The organism is Halorarius litoreus (genome assembly GCF_024362405.1).
Classification (GTDB): domain Archaea; phylum Halobacteriota; class Halobacteria; order Halobacteriales; family Haloarculaceae; genus Halorarius; species Halorarius litoreus.
In genome coordinates this window covers 627,248-644,948 of record NZ_CP101454.1, presented here as the reverse complement: position 1 = coordinate 644,948, position 17,701 = coordinate 627,248, and the positions used below count along the sequence as shown (strand labels likewise).

The 17,701-nt window shown below is 67.4% G+C and carries 13 protein-coding genes and 1 pseudogene; 2 read left to right on the top strand and 12 right to left on the bottom strand.

The window, feature by feature from the left end; translation table 11 throughout:
* Nucleotides 1-19 precede the first annotated feature (19 nt).
* The 8 genes from NL126_RS03355 to NL126_RS03320 all read right to left on the bottom strand — a co-directional run bounded on the left by NL126_RS03355 (nt 20) and on the right by NL126_RS03320 (nt 11,443).
* The gene (locus NL126_RS03355; RefSeq protein WP_255197501.1) at nt 20-1,183 is read right to left on the bottom strand and encodes an MFS transporter; all 1,164 of its coding nucleotides are present in this window, start codon (nt 1,181-1,183) and stop codon (nt 20-22) included.
* Nucleotides 1,183-2,892 (bottom strand): hydantoinase B/oxoprolinase family protein, encoded by a 1,710-nt coding sequence (locus NL126_RS03350; RefSeq protein ID WP_255197500.1) that lies wholly within the window; start codon nt 2,890-2,892, stop codon nt 1,183-1,185. Before NL126_RS03350 ends, NL126_RS03355 begins: the two co-directional genes overlap by 1 nt.
* Entirely contained in the window at nt 2,889-4,943 is a 2,055-nt protein-coding gene (locus tag NL126_RS03345; RefSeq protein WP_255197499.1) for a hydantoinase/oxoprolinase family protein, read from the bottom strand. Before NL126_RS03345 ends, NL126_RS03350 begins: the two co-directional genes overlap by 4 nt.
* Before the next feature lie 117 nt (nt 4,944-5,060).
* Nucleotides 5,061-6,338: an ABC transporter substrate-binding protein gene (locus tag NL126_RS03340; RefSeq protein WP_255197498.1), complete on the bottom strand. Its 1,278-nt coding sequence runs from the start codon at nt 6,336-6,338 to the stop codon at nt 5,061-5,063.
* A 114-nt stretch (nt 6,339-6,452) separates the two neighbouring features.
* A complete protein-coding gene (locus tag NL126_RS03335) occupies nt 6,453-7,610 on the bottom strand; it encodes a 2-methylaconitate cis-trans isomerase PrpF family protein (protein WP_255197497.1) in 1,158 nt (385 codons plus the stop codon).
* A 26-nt stretch (nt 7,611-7,636) separates the two neighbouring features.
* Nucleotides 7,637-8,782 (bottom strand): acyl-CoA dehydrogenase family protein, encoded by a 1,146-nt coding sequence (locus NL126_RS03330; RefSeq protein ID WP_255197496.1) that lies wholly within the window; start codon nt 8,780-8,782, stop codon nt 7,637-7,639.
* Nucleotides 8,783-9,387: 605 nt separating this feature from the next.
* A complete protein-coding gene (locus NL126_RS03325) occupies nt 9,388-10,911 on the bottom strand; it encodes an aldehyde dehydrogenase family protein (protein WP_255197495.1) in 1,524 nt (507 codons plus the stop codon).
* A gap of 124 nt (nt 10,912-11,035) precedes the next feature.
* Nucleotides 11,036-11,443, bottom strand: coding sequence for a PPOX class F420-dependent oxidoreductase (locus tag NL126_RS03320; RefSeq protein ID WP_255197494.1), 408 nt, complete (start codon nt 11,441-11,443; stop codon nt 11,036-11,038).
* Nucleotides 11,444-11,580: 137 nt separating this feature from the next.
* Here NL126_RS03320 and NL126_RS03315 point away from each other — a divergent pair, with 137 nt between their 5' ends.
* Complete coding sequence (locus tag NL126_RS03315) at nt 11,581-12,474, top strand: EamA family transporter (protein ID WP_255197493.1); 894 nt, start codon at nt 11,581-11,583, stop codon at nt 12,472-12,474.
* Nucleotides 12,475-12,491: 17 nt separating this feature from the next.
* Here the strand turns inward: NL126_RS03315 and NL126_RS03310 are convergent, their stop codons facing one another.
* On the bottom strand, nt 12,492-13,544 hold the full coding sequence (locus NL126_RS03310) for a zinc-binding dehydrogenase (RefSeq protein WP_255197492.1): 1,053 nt from the start codon (nt 13,542-13,544) through the stop codon (nt 12,492-12,494).
* Nucleotides 13,545-13,743: 199 nt separating this feature from the next.
* Here NL126_RS03310 and NL126_RS03305 point away from each other — a divergent pair, with 199 nt between their 5' ends.
* The gene (locus NL126_RS03305; RefSeq protein ID WP_255197491.1) at nt 13,744-15,429 is read left to right on the top strand and encodes an acetate--CoA ligase; all 1,686 of its coding nucleotides are present in this window, start codon (nt 13,744-13,746) and stop codon (nt 15,427-15,429) included.
* Nucleotides 15,430-15,556: 127 nt separating this feature from the next.
* Here NL126_RS03305 and NL126_RS21995 read toward each other — a convergent pair.
* From NL126_RS21995 to npdG, 3 genes and pseudogenes are all read right to left on the bottom strand, one after another.
* A pseudogene (locus NL126_RS21995) lies at nt 15,557-15,820 on the bottom strand (universal stress protein); the annotation flags it as partial.
* Nucleotides 15,821-15,998: 178 nt separating this feature from the next.
* Nucleotides 15,999-16,703: an ABC transporter ATP-binding protein gene (locus tag NL126_RS03295; protein ID WP_255197489.1), complete on the bottom strand. Its 705-nt coding sequence runs from the start codon at nt 16,701-16,703 to the stop codon at nt 15,999-16,001.
* Nucleotides 16,704-16,980: 277 nt separating this feature from the next.
* A complete protein-coding gene (gene npdG, locus NL126_RS03290) occupies nt 16,981-17,649 on the bottom strand; it encodes an NADPH-dependent F420 reductase (RefSeq protein WP_255197488.1) in 669 nt (222 codons plus the stop codon).
* Nucleotides 17,650-17,701: the final 52 nt, after the last annotated feature.

Here is a 17,701-nt window from a genome sequence, read left to right as displayed (position 1 = left end):
CGGTCGTGTCTCATATGTATCATCCTGTGTTCGGTGTGTCCTTGCGCCGCAGCGTCAGTGCGCTCGCGACGGCCACGAGGTTGAGCGTGGCGAGCAAGACGAACGCGCCGCGGTAGTCGCCGGTGACCTCTCTGAGGGCGCCCGTCACCGCCGGCAGCACGAGCGCCGCGGCATTGCCGACGGCGATGACAACGGCCAGTGCCGCGCCGTCCTGGCGGGGCCCCTGGGCGGCGATGTTGTAGATGGCGCCGAACGGAATCGAAACCGCCAGCATCACGACGAATGGGAGCCAGACCATCGTCGCGCCCGTCGATAGCCCGGCGAGCGCGCCGAAGCCGGCACAAGCGACCGCCGTCGCCCCGGCGACGAACGTCGCGTTGCCCACGGAGAGCCGGGAGACCGGCGAGTCGCCGACGATGCGGCCGGTCGTCGCGACGCCCAGCACCACAGCGTTCAGCGGGCCCGTGATCCCGAGGTCGTCGAAGTACGACGTCACGAACGTCGAGAGCGTAATGTACGACCCGATGACTGCAACGTAACACAGCGACGACGCGAGGACTATCGGGTCCTGCGCGGCACGCCACAGCGTCCCGCGCTGTCGGTCGGTGTCGGGCGGTGCCGTATGATGGCCGGACCAGTGGACGCCCAGCGCGACGACGGCCGGCAGAACGAAGACGACGCCGCCAGCGTGGACGCCGACACCGTCCGTGGCTGTGACTAGCTGGGGGGCGACCAGGAAGCCGACCGCCCCGCCAAGCGTGCTCATCCCGCCGAAGATTCCCTGTTGACGGGTCGCTGCCGAGGCGGGGTAGAGCCGCGAGATGTGTGTCGCTCCCGCGGTGACTACCAGGCCGTAGGTCCCGCCCCACAGGAAACGCAACGCTAGCAGGGCCGGGTACGTCGGCGCCACGTCCAGCGCCAGTGCGAGGACGACGTTGGCGACGGCCGTCCCGAACAGCAGCCTGGTGGTCCGGACGCGCGTGAGGACGCGCCCGGAGGGCCACTGGACGAGCACGAACCCGAGCAGGGCCGCGCTCATTACCAGTCCGATGGCGGCGAAGCCGACCTCGTAGCGCTGGCGGAACAGGGCCGGGACGCCGGCGTAGGCGAACATCGTGTAGCCGCTGCCGAGCGCCGCCAGGTGCGGCGCGTACCGGAGCGCCCGCGGTGGCCGCTGGGGCATCAGGACTCACCGTCGGTTCCTCCGTCGGCGTCGATGTCGACACCGTAGACGTCGCGTGCAGTCGCCCGTGACACCTTCCCCAGGCGGACGTCGCGTTCGATTGCTTCGCGGTCCCGGTCCGCGGGATCGCCGAAGCCACCGCCACCGGGCGTCCGGATGCTGACGGTCGTGCCCGGCACGAGCTCGTGGATCGACTTCGCGGGGAGTTGCTTCGCCTCCCCGTCGGGGTCGATGCGGTAGGCACTGCCCGAGGTGCCCGGGCTCCCGCCCGCCAGCCCGTAGGGCCGGCTCTCGTGGCGGTCGGCCAGCAGGCTAAAGTTGGCCTCGTGGTCGCGGACCTGGATGTCCCGCCGCAGGCCGAGCCCGCCACGGAACTCCCCGGCGCCGCCGGTGTCCCCGCGGAGTTCATAGCGAGTGACCGCTAGCGGATAGGCCGTCTGGAGCACCTCCGCCGGGGTGTTCATCGTGTTGCTCATGTGGACGTGGACGCCGTCCATGCCGTCTTTGCCCGCCTGGCCGCCGAAGCCACCGCCCTGGGTCTCGTAGAAGGCGTACGCCTCGTCGGTCCGTGGGTCCCGCCCGCCGAAGGTGACGTTGTTCATCGTCCCCTGCCCGGCGGCCGGCACGCGGTCGGGCACCGCCTTCGCGAACGCTCCGAGGACCACGTCGGTCACGCGCTGGGACGTCTCGAGGTTGCCCCCGACGACCGCCGCCGGCGGATCGGGGTTGACGATGCTGGCCTCGGGGGCCTCGATGGTGACCGGGCGGTAGCAGCCGTGGTTGGGCGGGATGTCCGGGTCAGTGATGCACCTGACGGCGTAGTACGTCGCCGAGGCCGTGACCGCGAAGACGGCGTTGACCGGTCCGTCCGTCTGGTCGGCGGTGCCGGAGTAGTCGACCGTGACCTCATCGCCGTCGATGGTGACGGTCGCGCGGATTGGCAGGTCCTCGTTGCCGAGGCCGTCGTCGTCGAGCACGTCCGCAAACTCGTAGGTCCCGTCGGGTAGGGCCTCGATTTCGGCGCGCATCCGGCGCTCGGAGTAGTCCTTGATCTCCTCGAGACCGGCGGTCAGCCGATCGGCACCGTACTTCTCGACGAGTTCGGTGAACCGACGCCGGCCCGTCTCGTTGGCCGCCTCCTGGGCGCGCAGGTCGCCCCGGCGCTCGGCAGGTGTCCGGACGTTCGCCTCGATCAGGTCGAAGACCGCCTCGTTGGGCGTTCCGGCCTCGAACAGCTTCACCGGGGGGAGACGGAGGCCCTCCTGGTAGATCTCCGTGGAGTCAGCGGCGACACTGCCCGCCCGCGCGCCGCCGATGTCGGCGTGGTGGGCCCGGTTCGCCGCGAAGGCGACGATATCACCGTCGTGGAAGACGGGGGTGACCAGCGTCAGGTCCGGGAGGTGCGCCCCGCCGTAGAACGGGTCGTTCAGCACGACGCCGTCGCCGGGGTCAAGCGTCTCCGGAGGGAAGCGGTCGACGGCCGCTGCGACCGAGAACGGCATCGAGCCGAGATGGACCGGCATGTTCTCGGCCTGGCTGATCATCTCGGCATCGGCGTCGAACAGCGCACAGGAGCAGTCCCGTCGTTCCTTGATGTTCGGCGAGTACCCCGTCCGGATGAGGTTGGCGTTCATCTCTTCGCAGACGGCGATGCAGGCGTTGCGGGTCACCTCGAGCGTGACCGGGTCGACGCCGCCGTCGTCGCTCATCCGTCCACCTCCACGAGCAGCGACCCGTGGTCGTCGACAGTCACCGACTGGGTTGGGGGGACGACGACGGTGCTCTCGACGCCCTCGACGACGGCCGGGCCGGGGAACGACGTGCCCGGCGCGAGTCGTGTGCGGTCGTACACGCTGGTCTCATGGTCGGTGCCGTCGAAGGTGACGGTTCGAGTCGTCGTGACGGCGTCGGCTGGGTCGCCCTCAGCCAGGTCGGGCGTGAGGTCGGGCGCGTCGACGAGGCCCCGGGCTCGAAGCCGAATGGTGACCAGTTCTATCGGCTCGTCCTCGTAGGCGTGGCCGTAGTGCTGGCGGTGGCGTTCGTGGAACCGCTCGGCTATCGTCGCCATCGCCGCGGCGTCGAGGTCGCCGCCGGGGACCGGCACCTGCAGTTCGAACGACTGGCCGATGTACCGGAGGTCGACCGATGGCTCGAACTGCATGCGGTCGGCCGACAGCCCTTCGTCGGCGAGTCGCTCGCTCCCCCGCTCGGTGAAGGCCTGGAACTCCGCGGCGAGTGTTTCGGGAGCGAGGTCGTCCCACCGTCGCACTCGCGAGGTCGAGAAATCGTAGAGGACGTCGCTGATGAGCAGGCCGAGCGCCGAGAGCACACCAGCGGTCCGCGGGACGATCACCCTGGGGACGCCGAGTTCGGCGGCCAGCGTGGCCGCGTGGAGGGGCCCCGCGCCGCCGAAGGCGACCAGGCCGAAGTCCCGGGGGTCGTAGCCGCGCTCGACGGAGACAACCCGCAACGCCCGTTCCATGTTGGCGTTCGCGACGTCGAGAACGCCCTGAGCGGCCTCGCGTGGACTGACCCCGAGCGGGTCTGCCAACTCGCGTTCGAAGGCGGCAGCTACGTCGTCGCGGTCGGTCTCGAGGGTGTCGGAGACGAACGCCGTCGGGTCGATGCGACCGAGCATGAGGTGCGCATCCGTTATCGTGGGTTGCGTGCCGCCGCGGCCGTAGCAGATGGGACCGGGCGTCGCACCGGCCGACCGCGGGCCGACGCGCAGCGCACCGCCGTCGTCGATCCAGGCGATCGAGCCGCCCCCGGCGCCGACGGTGTGGATGTCGATCATCGGGACGTGTACGGGGTACTCTCCGATCTCCACGTCCGTGGAGACGAGCGGCTCCCCGCCTTCGACGAGCGACACGTCACAGGAAGTCCCGCCCATGTCCATCGTGATCACGTCCTCGACACCCGTCAGGGAGGCCAGGTGCGTCGCGCCCTGGACGCCGGCCGCGGGGCCCGACAGCAGCGTGTTGACGGGTTGCTCACGCGCACTGTCGGCCGTGATGATTCCCCCGTTGGACTGCATGATCTGCAGGCTCGGCTCGATGCGCTCGTCCAGGCTCGCCTCGAGCGTCCCGATGTAGCGGTTCATGATCGGTTTGAGCGAGGCGTTGAGCGCCGTCGTGAGCGTGCGCTCGTACTCGCGGATCTCCGCGAGGACCTCACTCGACAGTGAGACGTCGACGTCGACGCCGGCCTCCGCGAGCAGTTCGGCGACCCGGCGCTCGTGGGCATCGTTCTCGAAGGCGAACAGCAGGACGATGGCGACGCTCTCGACATCACTGTCGGCGAGGTGGTCGGCCAGTTCGCGGACAACCGCCTCGTCCAGGGGCGTCTCGACCCGCCCGCGCTCGTCGAGGCGCTCGGGGACGCCGAACCGGCGGTCCCGCGACACCACTGGAGTCGGTTTCTCGGCGCCGAAGTCGTACACGGCGGGCCTGGCCTGGCGGCCGATCTCGAGGGCGTCCTCGAACCCCTTGGTGGTGACCAGCGCCGTCTCGGCCCACTCCTCCTCGAGGACGGCGTTGGTCGCGACGGTCGTTCCGTGGGCGAGAAAGTCCACGTCGGTGTACGCCAGGTCGCCGCGGTCATATAACTGCTCGAGCCCGTCGACGACGGCTCTATCGGGAGCCGCAGGGGTCGAGGGAACCTTGTCGACGCCGACGGCGCCGTCGATGACCGTCACGAGGTCGGTGAACGTCCCGCCGATGTCGATGCCGACCCGGGTATGCCCGGTGTCGTCAGTCATCGACCCGTGGCCCACAACACCGATGCTTGCCGGCCGGTCGTCTCGGGGCTGGGCGGCCGCGGTGCCGTCCCTTGAGCGCGCGTCCGAGCGGGAGGCCGGTAGTGGCCGGGGCGCACCTCATTGCAGGTCCTCTGCGGGGATGGTGTCCGCGTTGGTGAACTCGCCGTTCTGGACGCGGACCGCCACCATATCACTGGAGACGTCGCCGTTCTCGTCGTAGTCGACGTTGCCGCTGGGGCCGCTGTAGTCGATCTTCGTCCCGTTGTCGATCTTGGTCTTGCCGCTCTCGAACTCCGCGTAGCTGACCGAGTCACCCGGCGGCGTGGCGATCGTGTGGAGACTCTGTTTGACCGTGCTCGGGTCAGTTGTCCCGGCGTGGTGGACAGCCAGCGCGTAGCTCATCAGCGCGTCGTAGGAGTTCCAGGAGTACGGCGAGAATAGCTGTGCGTCGGGGTACTCCGACTCGTAGTCGCTGGTGAACGATCCAGTTGCCTCCGACGTCGGCGGCTTCGTCCGCACGCCCCACATCCCCTCCATGACGTCGGCTCCGACGTTGTCGATGACGTCCGTGGAGAGCATACTGTTGTGCAGCATCCACTGGCCGCCGTAGCCACCTTCGTGCCACTGCGAGAGGATGGTCGTCCCGCTCTCGGGGTAGCCCGCGAACGCGACGAAGTCGGGGTCGTCTTCGAACACCTTCGAAAGCGTCTGCTGGTAGGACGACTGGCCCGCTTCGTAGCCGACCCGCGCCGTCGTGGTGCCACCGAAGGTCTCGTTGAAGGCGCTGGAGAGTGCCTCCCCGAAGTCGTTGTTCAGGTACAACACGGCCGCCTTGTCGGCGCCCTCGTTGGAGATGATCTTCGCCATCGCCCGGGCGCTGAACTGGTCGCTCAGGCGCGTTCGGAACAGCAGGTCGTTGTCGTCGAGCGTGGATATCGCCGGCGAGGACGACGCCGACGTGATGTGCACCACGTTCTTCGGCACGGTCACGGAGGTCGCCATGCTGATCGTGACGCTGCTGGAGACGGCCCCGATGAGGCACTTGATATCCTGGTTGTTCGTCAGGGAGTTGGCGGCAGTCACGCCCGTCGTCGGGTTCGTCTCTGAGTCCGCCTGGTGGAGCTCGATCTCCCGACCCAGCGGACCCCCGGCATCGTTGATGTCGGACAGCGCCAGCTGGAGCCCGTTCATCATCGGTTCGCCGAAGTCGCTTAGGTCACCACTAAACGGCAACACCACGCCAACCGAGATGGAACCGGACCCCTCGTTATCGTTCTGCAACAGGCTCTGCGAACAGCCGGCCAGCCCTGTTGCGCCGGTGACCCCGGCGAGGCCGCTCAGTCGGATGAAACGTCGTCGGTTCATGCGCTCCAGAAATGGGTCCGATCTTGCCATGTGATACCAGCACATACTACGAATATATAACTGTTGCCAACTATCATACCGCGAACATATGCCTGTTGCCAACTGTCAACGTATTCCCGTGCGAGCAACCGTTAACGCTGGTCCTCAACCCTCGACGACGTGGCGGCGATAGAACACGTCGCCGTCGAATAGCAACCGTGCCGTCCGCCCGACCCGGACCGCCTCGACGGTCGGCCCGTCCTCCCCAGTCGCCGTCTCGACGCCCACCGTGATCCGTCCTTTCGGGTGGCCGATAATCACGTCAGTCAGGTCGCCCGTTCGGACGACTTCGCTCGGAATCGTCCCCGGGAGTTGCGTCGCCGCGGCGAGACACATCGCGCCCGTCATCGCGTAGGAATGGTGGGGGGACTGCGTCGTGACGATTCGAGAGGTGACGTCGATGTCGGCTGCATCGACGGCGTCGGCGGTCGTCGTCTCGTAGGACTGCGGTTCCGAGACGAGCGCGATCTGGGGAATCGCCGCTCGTTCGTCACGGGCGTCCCGGCGGTTATCGACCAGCCCGAGCAGTTCGCAGGCAGCGCCCCGGAGTAGTTCGATCCGCTCCAGCAGGTCGGGGTCGTCCATCGCGGCCGGGAGTTCCGTCCCGTCGAGTCCGAGGTCGCGCGCCCTGACGAACACGTTAAGGTTCGCGACGTCGACCAGCGACACCTCGTAGGTGGCCCCCTGGACCGTCACCTCGTCGACGAGGTTCCCCGACGGGAGCAAGTCGCCCGTGACCGCGCCCCAGGGATCCTGGAAGGCGGAGTCGATTCGCGCGCCTGTGCCCGGAACGCCGTCGATAGCGTAGTCACCCTGGACCGCCGGCGCACCGTCGACCAGCGGGACCGTCTGCTCGACGACCGTGTCCGTGTTCGTGTTGTACAGGCGCAACTCGGCGGTCGACCCGGCCGCATCGACCAGCCCTGCGAGAATCGCGAACACCCCGACGCCGCTGGTGAGATTCCCACAGTTGCCCGTCCAGTCGACGGTCGCGTTCTCGACGGCGACCTGGCCGAAGGTGTACTCGACGTCGAGCCCCGGACGGTCGGTATCGTCGACGAGCATCACCTTGCTGGTGTGGGAGTTCCCGCCGCCGATGCCGTCGATCTGGAGAGGGTCAGGCGTCCCGAACAGTTCCACGAGCAGCCGGTCGCGTCGCTCGCCAGCGGGCGGGAGTTCTCCCGGCAGCGCGTACAGGCCCCTGCTCGTCCCGCCGCGAATCAGCATTCCGTCGACCGACCCCTGTTCCGGCCATTCGCTCATGGCTCCCGGTGGAACGGCCGCCCCCGTCAGTCTTGCGCCGAGAAGAGATCACGCGCCACGAGATCGCGCTGGATCTCGCTCGTCCCCTCGTAGATCCGGCAGGCGCGAACGTCGCGGAGGTATCGCTCGACGTGATTCTCAGCGTGCGTTCCCGCGGGCCCGTGGGCCTGGACCGCCGCGTCCGCGACTCTCGAGGCGGTCTCGGTCGCGAACAGCTTTGCCGCGCTCGCGAACCGCCCGGCACGGGCGTCGCCGTGATCGACCAGCGCTGCGGCGCGGTAGGTGAGCGAACGGGCCGCCTCCACTGCCGTCGCCATCTCCGCGAGGTCGTGGCGCATCGCCTGCGAGGCGTCGGTCGGCCCCTGGCGGTCCACGACGGCCGTCTTGGCCCGGTCGAGCGCCGCCTGTGCCGCCCCAAGCGCGCCCGCGGCGACCTGAACGCGAGCCTCCACCAACGCAGCCATGAAGTACTGGAATCCCCGGTTCTCCTCACCGAGACGGTTCGCCTCGGGCACGCGGACGTCGTCGAAGTGCAGATTCCCCCAGTCACAGGCCCGCAGCCCCATCGTCTCTGGCATCTCTTCGACGCCGACCCCGTCGGCAGCCGTCGGGACGAGAAAGGCGCTGATGCCGCGGGCGCCCGCGCCGGGGTCGGTCTTCGCCAGCAGGAAGACGACGTCCGCGACCGACGCGTTCCCGACGAACTGCTTGTGCCCGTCGATCACGTACGCCTCGCCGTCGCGTGTGGCCGTCGTCTCGATGCCGGCCACGTCCGAGCCAGCGCCGGCCTCGGAGACGGCGATCGCGGCGATCGCATCCGCGCTCGGGAGCTCCGACACCCACCGTTCGCGCATCGTCGGGGAGGCATGTGCGGCGAGGGCGTGACAGGCCGAGGCGAACGCGACCATGTCGATTGCGAACCCGATTCCGGGGTCGCCCCGCCACAGTTGCTCGGAGACGACCGCACATTCGAGCATGGACCGGTCCGGCCCATCAAGGGTCGACGGGAGTCGCTGGGCGAGCAATCCCGCCTCGCCCGCCGTGTCGACAACGGCCATGGGATAGCGCCGCTCACGGTCGTGTGCCAGGGCGACGGGCTCGATCTCGGCCGCCGCGAACGCTCGCGCGCGGTCGCGCAACTCCCGAGTAGACTCCTCGAGCAGGAACGTCATCTCATCGACCGCCTCCGTCGTCGCACGGGCCGCGCCCGTCCGCGGCGGCCCCCACCCACAGTGTGTCCGGTGTCGACGCCGCCATGTGGCGGGTCACGGCCGGCACGGGCGGGCGGTGCCTTCGTCTCCGTCTCCGCCGTCCGAGAGCGCTGCCAGTGAGCCGAACTCCCCCGGTGCCCGTCCCGGTCGGCGAGTGTCTCGCCGTTTTCCCGGTAGTGAATCGCGCCCACCGTCTCGTCGCCGATTTCGCGTTCGGTTCGCTCTCTGAGCATCGTTTCGCTTCGATAGATTCGGGAACAGGCCACGGCCGCTAAAGCGTTTCGCCACCCTGACTCGCCCCGGAGGGCAGCCCCCGAGCAAGGTGATTTCTGGTCCGTCGAACCCACGCCCGTCCGCCTCGACGACGATTCGGCGGACACACCTATCCGGCATTGGAACAGATGGACGGACGAACGCATCGGCTGGCTGCACGAGGGTGCCGTCGTGGGCAGGCTGGCCGCCGTCGCGGACGTCTTCGCGGCGAACGAGGTGCAGACGGCGATGGTCGATCAGGTCGTCGAGACCCTCACGACCCGATAACCCGAACTCGAGGGGTGTGGGTCGGGTCAGTCGTCGGACGTGGTGATGTCCGCCGAGAGGCCCTGTGCCATCTCGATGTCCTTCGAGTTGTTGACCGTCCAGGCGGTCCGGTCGGTGACGGCCTCGATGGCTTCACGGGCGCTGGGCGCGCCCTTGCCGGACTTCTTGACCCCGCCGAAGGGGAGCTGAACCTCCGCGCCGATACAGGGGAGGTTCGCGTAGGCGAGTCCCACTTCGCCGTGGTCGCGGAAGTAGTTGATCTGCCGGTAGTTCTCGCTGATTATCGCGCCGGAGAGACCGTAGGGGACGTCGTTGTGTATCTCGACCGCCCGCTCGATGTCGCCGTCGTACTCGACGAGCGCGACGTGGGGGCCGAACACCTCCTCCTTGATGCAGCGCAGGTCGGGGTCGTACGCAGTCTCGTAGACGAACGGGCCGACCCAGTGGCCGTCGTCGTGGCCCTCGGGCACCTCGCTGTCGTCGAGGTCAGCGCGGTCGACCAGGACGTTCACGCCCTCCTCGCGGGCCACGTCGTTGTGCTCGTGGAACTTCGCGACCTGCTCCTCGTCGACGACGGGGCCCATGAAGGTGTCTTCCTGCAGCGGGTCGCCAACCGCCACGTCCTGGGCGAGGTCGACGAACCGCTCTTTGAACTCGTCGTACACGTCGGTGTGGACGATGAGGCGCTCGCTCGACACACAGCGCTGGCCCGTGGTCTTGAACGAGGACATGACCGCCGAGTGGACGGCCACGTCGAGGTCGGCTTCCTCCGTGACGATGATGGCGTTCTTCCCGCCCATCTCCAGGGAGACCTCACGACCGGGCTCGCCGCCCAGTTTTCCGCCGATTTCGTGGCCCACCGCGGCGCTGCCCGTGAACAGCACCGTCGGGACGCGGTCGTCGTCGACGATGGCGGCCCCGGCGTCGCCGTAGCCCTGGACCATGTTGAAGACGCCGTCGGGGACGCCCGCGTCCTCGAACATCTCGGCGATGATCTGCCCGCACCACGGGGTCTGCTCGGCGGGCTTCCAGACGATGGTGTTGCCCTCGACGAGCGCGACGGCCATGTGCCAGAACGGGATGGCCACCGGGAAGTTCCACGGGGTGATGCAGCCGATGACGCCCCGGGGCTGGCGGCGCATGTAGGAGTCCTTGCTCGGAATCTCGCTCGGCACTACGTCGCCGTGGGGGTGGCGGGCGTTGCCGGCGGCCCACTCGACCATGTGAGCAGCCTCGACCACGTCGGCTCGGCCCTCGCTGATCTCCTTCCCGCACTCCTGGGTGACGATTTCCCCGAGTTCGTCCGTGCGCTCGCGCAGTTCGTGATAGATGTCCCAGAGGTATTCGGCGCGGTCGATGTACGAGAGGTGCCGCCACTCCTCGAAGGCGTCGTCCGCCACGCCGACCGCCCGCTCGACGTCCGACGCCGTCCCTCGCTGGAACGTCGCGATGGCCTCGCCGGTCGCCGGATTGAGGCTCTCGAAAGTCTCGTCACCGTCACCGGCTACCCACTCGCCGTCGATGTAGTGTCTGTAGGGTTTGTCCGACATAACACTCCTCAGGAGGAATGACCAATAACGGTTGTGATTCGGGACCCCCGGCCGCCGTCCAGGGCCCGTGCGACCACCGGCGGCCCGATGGCTAGTGTCCGACGCCGTGGTGGGAATCGACCGCTCAGGCCGCGACCACGGGGATGGCCTCTTCGGGGTCGATGCGCACCACTAGTCGGGTCTCGCCCTCGTGCATCTCGGTCATGTAGTCCTCTTCGAGGTCCATGTACCGGCGGCCGAGTTCGTTGATGTGCTCCTCGGCGCCCTCCTCGGTTATCTCGACGACCTCGCCACGGATGGTGAGGTAGCGATAGGGGTTCTCGGGGTCGATGACCGTCAGCGCGACGGTCGGGTCGTTGCGGATGTTTCGGACTTTCCGTCGCCCGTCGGCCGTGTTGACCAGGATGTGCTCGCCGTCGTAGCCCACCCAGACGACGGTCGGGTGCGGGGACCCGTCGGGGTCAAGGGTCACGAGGACGCTGTGCGATGGCCGCTCGAAGAGGTCGGTGAAATCGTCTGGAATCGGTGTCACGGAGACGAGTTGGAAGGGAGGGACTATCAAGGTTGACACCGTCGGTGCCGGTCGCGAGCCGTCGAATCGGCTGTCTGACCCACGTGATCCGGGCGGCGGGCGGGATTTATGTTGGTGGGGCCTGTCGGCTCCCGTAGATGGTCCTGCAAGCGCCGGGAGAGGTGCTGCTCCTCGCACTCGGCAGCGGCGTCGCCTTCGGGCTGGGGCCCGTGTTCTCCAAGCGCGGCCTCGAGGACGCGGGAGATTACATGGGCAACACCGTCATCGTCGTCGGCACCCGGGCAGCGGTGTTCTGGGCGGTGCTACTCGTGACGGCTCGCCTCGGTGCACTCGACGGCGTCGTGCCCGCCACGGCCGGTGCGTTCGCCGTCGCGGGCCTGGCCATCGGCGTCGGTCGCTTCATGTTCTACAAAGGCGTCGACGACGTCGGCTCGACGCTCGCTAACGCGTTCGTGAACACGCGCCCGCTGTTCGCCGTCCTACTCGCCGTGTTGTTGCTCGGTGAGACGGCCACGCCACGGACCGTCGCGGGTGTACTCGCCATCGTCGCCGGGCTCGTGGCCCTCTCGCTGTCGAAGGGCGGCGACGTCGCCGGCTGGGAGCGGGTCGACCTCGTCCTCCCGCTGGCGGCTGCAGGGTTGTTCGCCGCTGGCAACGTCGCCCGGCGGTTCGGGTTCACCGGGACCGACATCACCACGCTGCAGGCGGTGGCCATCGGGGACCTCGTCGCATTCCTGCTGGTCGCCACCGTGGCGACCGCCAACCGGGGGCAGACGCCGGGTGTCTCCTGGGGGGCCGGCAAGAACTTCCTGCTCAGCGGACTCTGCTCGGCCGCCGGTGTCTTCCTGCTGTTCAGTGCGTTCTCCCTCGACGGCGGGAACGTCGCCATCGTCGACCCGCTGTCGGCGACTGCACCGCTGTTCACGACCGTCTTCGCCGTCGCGCTCCTCCGAGATGTCGAGCGGATAACGCTCGGGACGGTCCTCGGCATCGCTGTCGTCGTTGGCGGCGTCGCGCTGGTCACGCTCTGACGGCCCAGCACGGCGCCTCAGTCCTGCGTCAGGACGACCTTACCGAAGAGTTCCCGCTGGTCCATCATCCGGAAGGCGCGCTCGAACTCCTCGAGCGGCAGCTGCTCCTGGACGACCGGCTCGACAGTCCCGTCGAAGACGAACCCCATCGCCGTCTCGAATTCGGTGCGGCTGTGGGTCGTACTGCCGTAAATCTCGAGCTGGCGGACGAACATCAGTCGGAGTTCGGAGACGGGGTTCGGCCCGGCCGTCGAGCCTGAAAGCACGAGCCGACCGCCGTGCGTCAGCGAGCGCAGCGACGGAACCCACGTGTCGCCGCCGACGTTGTTGTAACAGACGTCGACGCCGCGCTCGTCGGTCAGCTCCCAGATGCGGCTGTCGAAGTCCTCCTCGGTGTAGTTGATGACGTGGTCGACGCCGAGGTCACGGAGGAACGCCGCCTTCTCCTCGCTGCTCGTGGTCCCGTACAGCGTCCGGGCGTTCAGCACTTTCGTCGCGAACTGGACCGCGTAGGACCCGACGCCGCCGGTCGCGCCGACGATGAGGACGTCGTCGTCCGGCCGGACCCTGGCGCGGTCGGCCAGTGCCCGCCAGGCGGTCCCGGCGGCCATCGGTGCCGCGGCGGCCGTCTGCAGGTCGTAGTCGTCCGGAACCGTGAGCAGGTTCTCCTGGGGGACCGGAATGTACTCGGCGAACCCCCCTTTCCGGTGCTCGCCGAAGACCTCGTAAACGGCGCACATCGACTGCTCGCCCTGGAGGCAGAACTCGCACTGGTCACAGGAGAGCGCCGGGTTGACGACGACGCGGTCTCCGGGGGCCCAGTCCTCGACGCGCTCGCCGCACTCGGCGACGACGCCGGCGGTGCCGCCACCGCCCCAGAAGGGGTAGTCGGGAATGTAGTGGTCGAGCTCTCGGACGGCGATGAGGTCCTGGTGGTTGAGCGCCGCCGCCTTCACGTCCACGAGCACCTCCTCCGGCCCCGGCTGGGGTCGGGGAACCGACAGCAGTTCCAGTTGGTCGATGTCGCCGTGTTCGTGAAAGCCGACCGCGCGCATCTCGTCAGTAGACATCCCTACCACAGAGACCAAAGCCAACACCAAGTATGTTCCCGTCCCGCACGGTCCGGCTTCCCTGTGGAGAGGGATTGGCAGTTTCGACCGTTGCAGCTGGTCACTGGTCGTCGGTGCCTCGACCACCGGCTTCTGGACAGTGTGCCGTGCCCCGAGTGGACGAAAAGTTCTATTAGCCCGCCTCGTAGACGAGTGCATGATGTCAGACGTTCCCAGACTGGACGCCTATCACTTCTACGAGGCGGAGTGGAGCGGGTACGACGAACTGTTCGAGGCCTTCGAGTGGGTGATTCCCGACCAGTTCAACATGGCCGACTACATCTGTGACCGCTGGGCAGAGGACGGCGACCGGGTCGCCATCTACACCCGGCGCGCCGACGGCACCGAGACCGCGATCACCTTCGCGGAACTCCGCGAGTACACGAACGCGCTCGCGAACTACCTGCAGGCCGAGGGCGTCGAGCGGGGCGACCGCGTCGCGGTCAACACCCCGCAAAAGCCCGAGACCGTCGTCGCCCACGTCGCCGCGTGGAAACTCGGCGCGGTCTCCGTCCCGCTGTCGGTCCTGCACGGCCCCGACTCGGTCGCCTACCGCCTGGAGGACGCCGGCTGCGTCGCCGCCATCGTCGACGCGGATAACGTGGACTCGTTCCGCGAGGGCTGTGCCGAGGTCGACGGCTGCGACACCGTCCTCACCGTTGCGGCGGACGACCGCGAGCCGGGCGAGCGCGACCTCTGGGACGTCATCGAGAAGGGTGACCCCGACTTCGAGCCCGTGACGACCGACCCCGAGGAGACTGCCATCATCCTCTACACCAGCGGAACGACCGGTGACCCGAAAGGCGTCGTCCACGCCCACCGCCTCCTGCTCGGGTTCCTGCCGATGCTCGTCAACACCATCGGTAACCACGACGTCCGGGACGACGACGTGTTCTGGTCGCCGACGGAGTGGGCGTGGATCGGCACGCTCTACCTCGTCGTGTTCCCGCCGCTGTTCTACGGTCAGCCCACCGTCGCGGTCGAGACCGACCAGTTCGACCCCATCGAGGCCTTCGACGTCATCGAGACGTTCGGCGTGTCTGCCTTCTTCGCGCCGCCGACCGCCCTCCGGATGATGATGCAGGTCGACGCCGCTGACCTTGACGGGGACGTCAGCAGCCTGCGCGCCATCTCCAGCGGCGGGGAGTCCGTCGGCGAGACCATCAAGACCTGGGCCAACGATACGTTCGACGGCGCGGCCGTCAACGAGGTGTACGGACAGACCGAAGCGGACCCCATCGTCTGTGAGTGTGCAGCGCTCGGCGTCTCCCGCGACGGTTCGATGGGCCTACCGACGCTCGGCGCAGACGTGACCATCGTCGACCCCGAGACGGGCGAGCCCTACGAAGAGCGCGACAAACTCGGCGAGATCGCTGTCGACTACGAGAGCAGCCGGCCGATCTGCTTCAAGGAGTACTGGAACAAGCCGGCGAAGACCGACGAGAAGGTCAAGAACGGCTGGCTCCTCACCGAGGACCTCGGCCGGATGGACGAGGATGGCTACTTCTACTTCGAGAGCCGCAAGGACGACGTCATCATCTGCTCGGGGTACCGGATCGGCCCCGAGGAGGTCGAGGACTCGCTGGCCGACCACGAGGCCGTGGTCGACGCCGGCGTCATCGGCGTTCCCGACGAGCGCCGCGGCGAGATCCCGAAGGCGTTCGTGGTCCTCGCCCCTGCGTACGAACCGAGCGAGGAACTGATCGAGACGCTCCAAGACCACGTCAAGAACCGGCTGGCGAAGTACCAGTATCCGCGCGAAATCGAGTTCGTCGACGACCTGCCCCAGACCGCGACGGGGAAGATCCAGCGCTTCGCACTGCGCGAACGCGAGGGCCTGGACTAGGCTCCGAGGAACTCGAACGAGCCGCTAATCGCGGAGCGACATCGAGGCGACCGGGATTGACGCGTTCAACACCTTGAGCCGTGCTCCCGAAGATGGCCTTCCCCGTGGGATTGCGCTCGTGGACGCCGATAGCGATTTCGTCGGCGTCTTGGTCGGTGGCGAACGACAGCAGTTCGTCGGCCGGATTCCGGTTCCGGATGAGCTGGTGAGTCTCCACGTTCAAGTCGGCGAGGGCCGCCTTCAACGACCCCACCGCCTGCTCTCCGGCCTGTACGTCCTCGGTCGTGTCGGCGCCCTCGTCGAGCACGTTGACGACGAGCATCTCGTCGTCGTCGGTCGCCCGGTCCGCGAGGTACGCGGCGATTCGTTCACTGTCCGCTTCGGTCTCCATGCCGATGACGAACCGTGCCCTGAACAAACGCCCAATCCTGGGCAACAAAACGGTTCCTTCGCCAGAGAGAGGGATTCAAGATGGTTGACACGATTCGATGGCGAGCGGTTCCAACGACTCGTTATGTCGCAGACGGAAGCCGCGCGGGCGTAGACTATAAATTTAGGGCTTTGGGGTGTCAGCCGGCGAGGAATTCTTGGCGGATTTCCTGGTCGGCGAGCATGGCTTCGGCGGTGTCCTCGCGCTGGATGGTGCCGTCGGTGAGCAGATAGCCGCGGTCGGCGCGGTGGAGGATTTCTTCGGCGTTCTGTTCGACGATGAGGATGGCGGTGCCCTCGGCGTTGATTTCGTCGATTTTGTCGAAGAGGTCGTCGACGAGGTGGGGTGCCAGTCCGGAGCTCGGTTCGTCCAGCAGCAACAGGTTGGGTTCGGAGATGAGCGCTCGGCCGATGGCGAGCATCTGTCGCTGGCCGCCGCTCATGGTTTCGGCGATCTGGCCGGTACGTTCTTCGAGGATGGGGAATCGCGAGTAGATGTCCTGGAGTTTCTCCTCGGAGAGTTCGTCTTCGGTGTACGCTCCCATTTTGAGGTTCTCGATGACGGAGAGGGTCTGGAAGATGCTGTCGTCTTGAGGAACGTAGTTCATCCCTTTCCGGATGAGCTCTTCCGTCTCGAGGGTGGTGATGTCCGTGCCGTCGTAGGTGACGGTTCCGCCCTTGTGGTCGGTGAGGCCGAAAATGGAGTCCATGAGGGTGCTCTTGCCGGCGCCGTTCGGGCCGATGATGGTGACGTACTCGCCGCGGTCGACCGTGAGGTCGATTCCGTCGAGGATCTGCAGGTCCCCGTAGCCCGCCTGCAGGTCCGTGACCTCGAGTAGCGTCACTGCCCACCACCTACTTGCGCCGTCTCGTCTGTCCCGCTGCACCGACGACAGGTTGTGTATGACATGGCCAACGTGGTGTAATCCAATCAGCTTTGATATATATCCTTTTTTATTGGAGATCTGTCATTTCGTCGAAACGGTGGCTGACGGCCCCGAAAACGTCCACTGACAGCAGATTCGTCTCGTCCGGCGGAAGCGACTGTCCGTTGGCGTGTCCAGCAGCTCCGGGTCGACTGGGGCCGACGTGACCCACGTGACCTGCCTCGTCAGCGGTCTGTCACTGGAAGCGGACACCGAGGTCGTGCATCCCCTCGTTGTTCATCGCGAGGTTGATGAGCAGCGGTGTGATGGACTCGACCTCCGATGAGTTGGCGAGGCCGCCTGCGTCGAGCGTCCGGAGGCCGTCTATGCCCGCGACGAGGTCGCCGACCGTCGCCTTGGCGTCCACGTCGTCACCCGTCAGGACCACGTCGACGTCGAGTTCGTTGTCGAGGTCGGTGAGCGCACCGGCGGCGATATTCTGGAACGCCCCGACGACGGGATTGCCCTCCGGAGCAGCGGCGGCGACTGCCTCGGCCACACTGCCGTCCGCGGGTGGGTCGTAGTGGAACCCGGTCGCATCGCGGTCCATCTGGGTCGCCGGGCAGATGAGGACGGCTCCATCGTCGAGGTGGTCCGCCACGACTTCGACGGTGCTAGCGGCGTATTCCGGTGGCACGCTCACCACGACGACGTCGGCCGCCGTCGTCGCTTCCTCGTTCCCGTAGCCCTCGACAGCGGCGTCGTGGCCCCGTTCGCCGAGCCGTTCGACGTACTCGCCGGCACGTGTCTCGGCCTTCTCGGCGTCACGTGACCCGATGACGACCTCGTGGTCGGTGTCGCGAGCCAGTCGAAGCGCGATTCCCTCTCCGATGTCGCCAGTACCGCCTAACAGCGCGATTCGCATTGACCTCAGTTGCATCAGACTTGGTATATATGTTCTGATGCTGCATGAGACG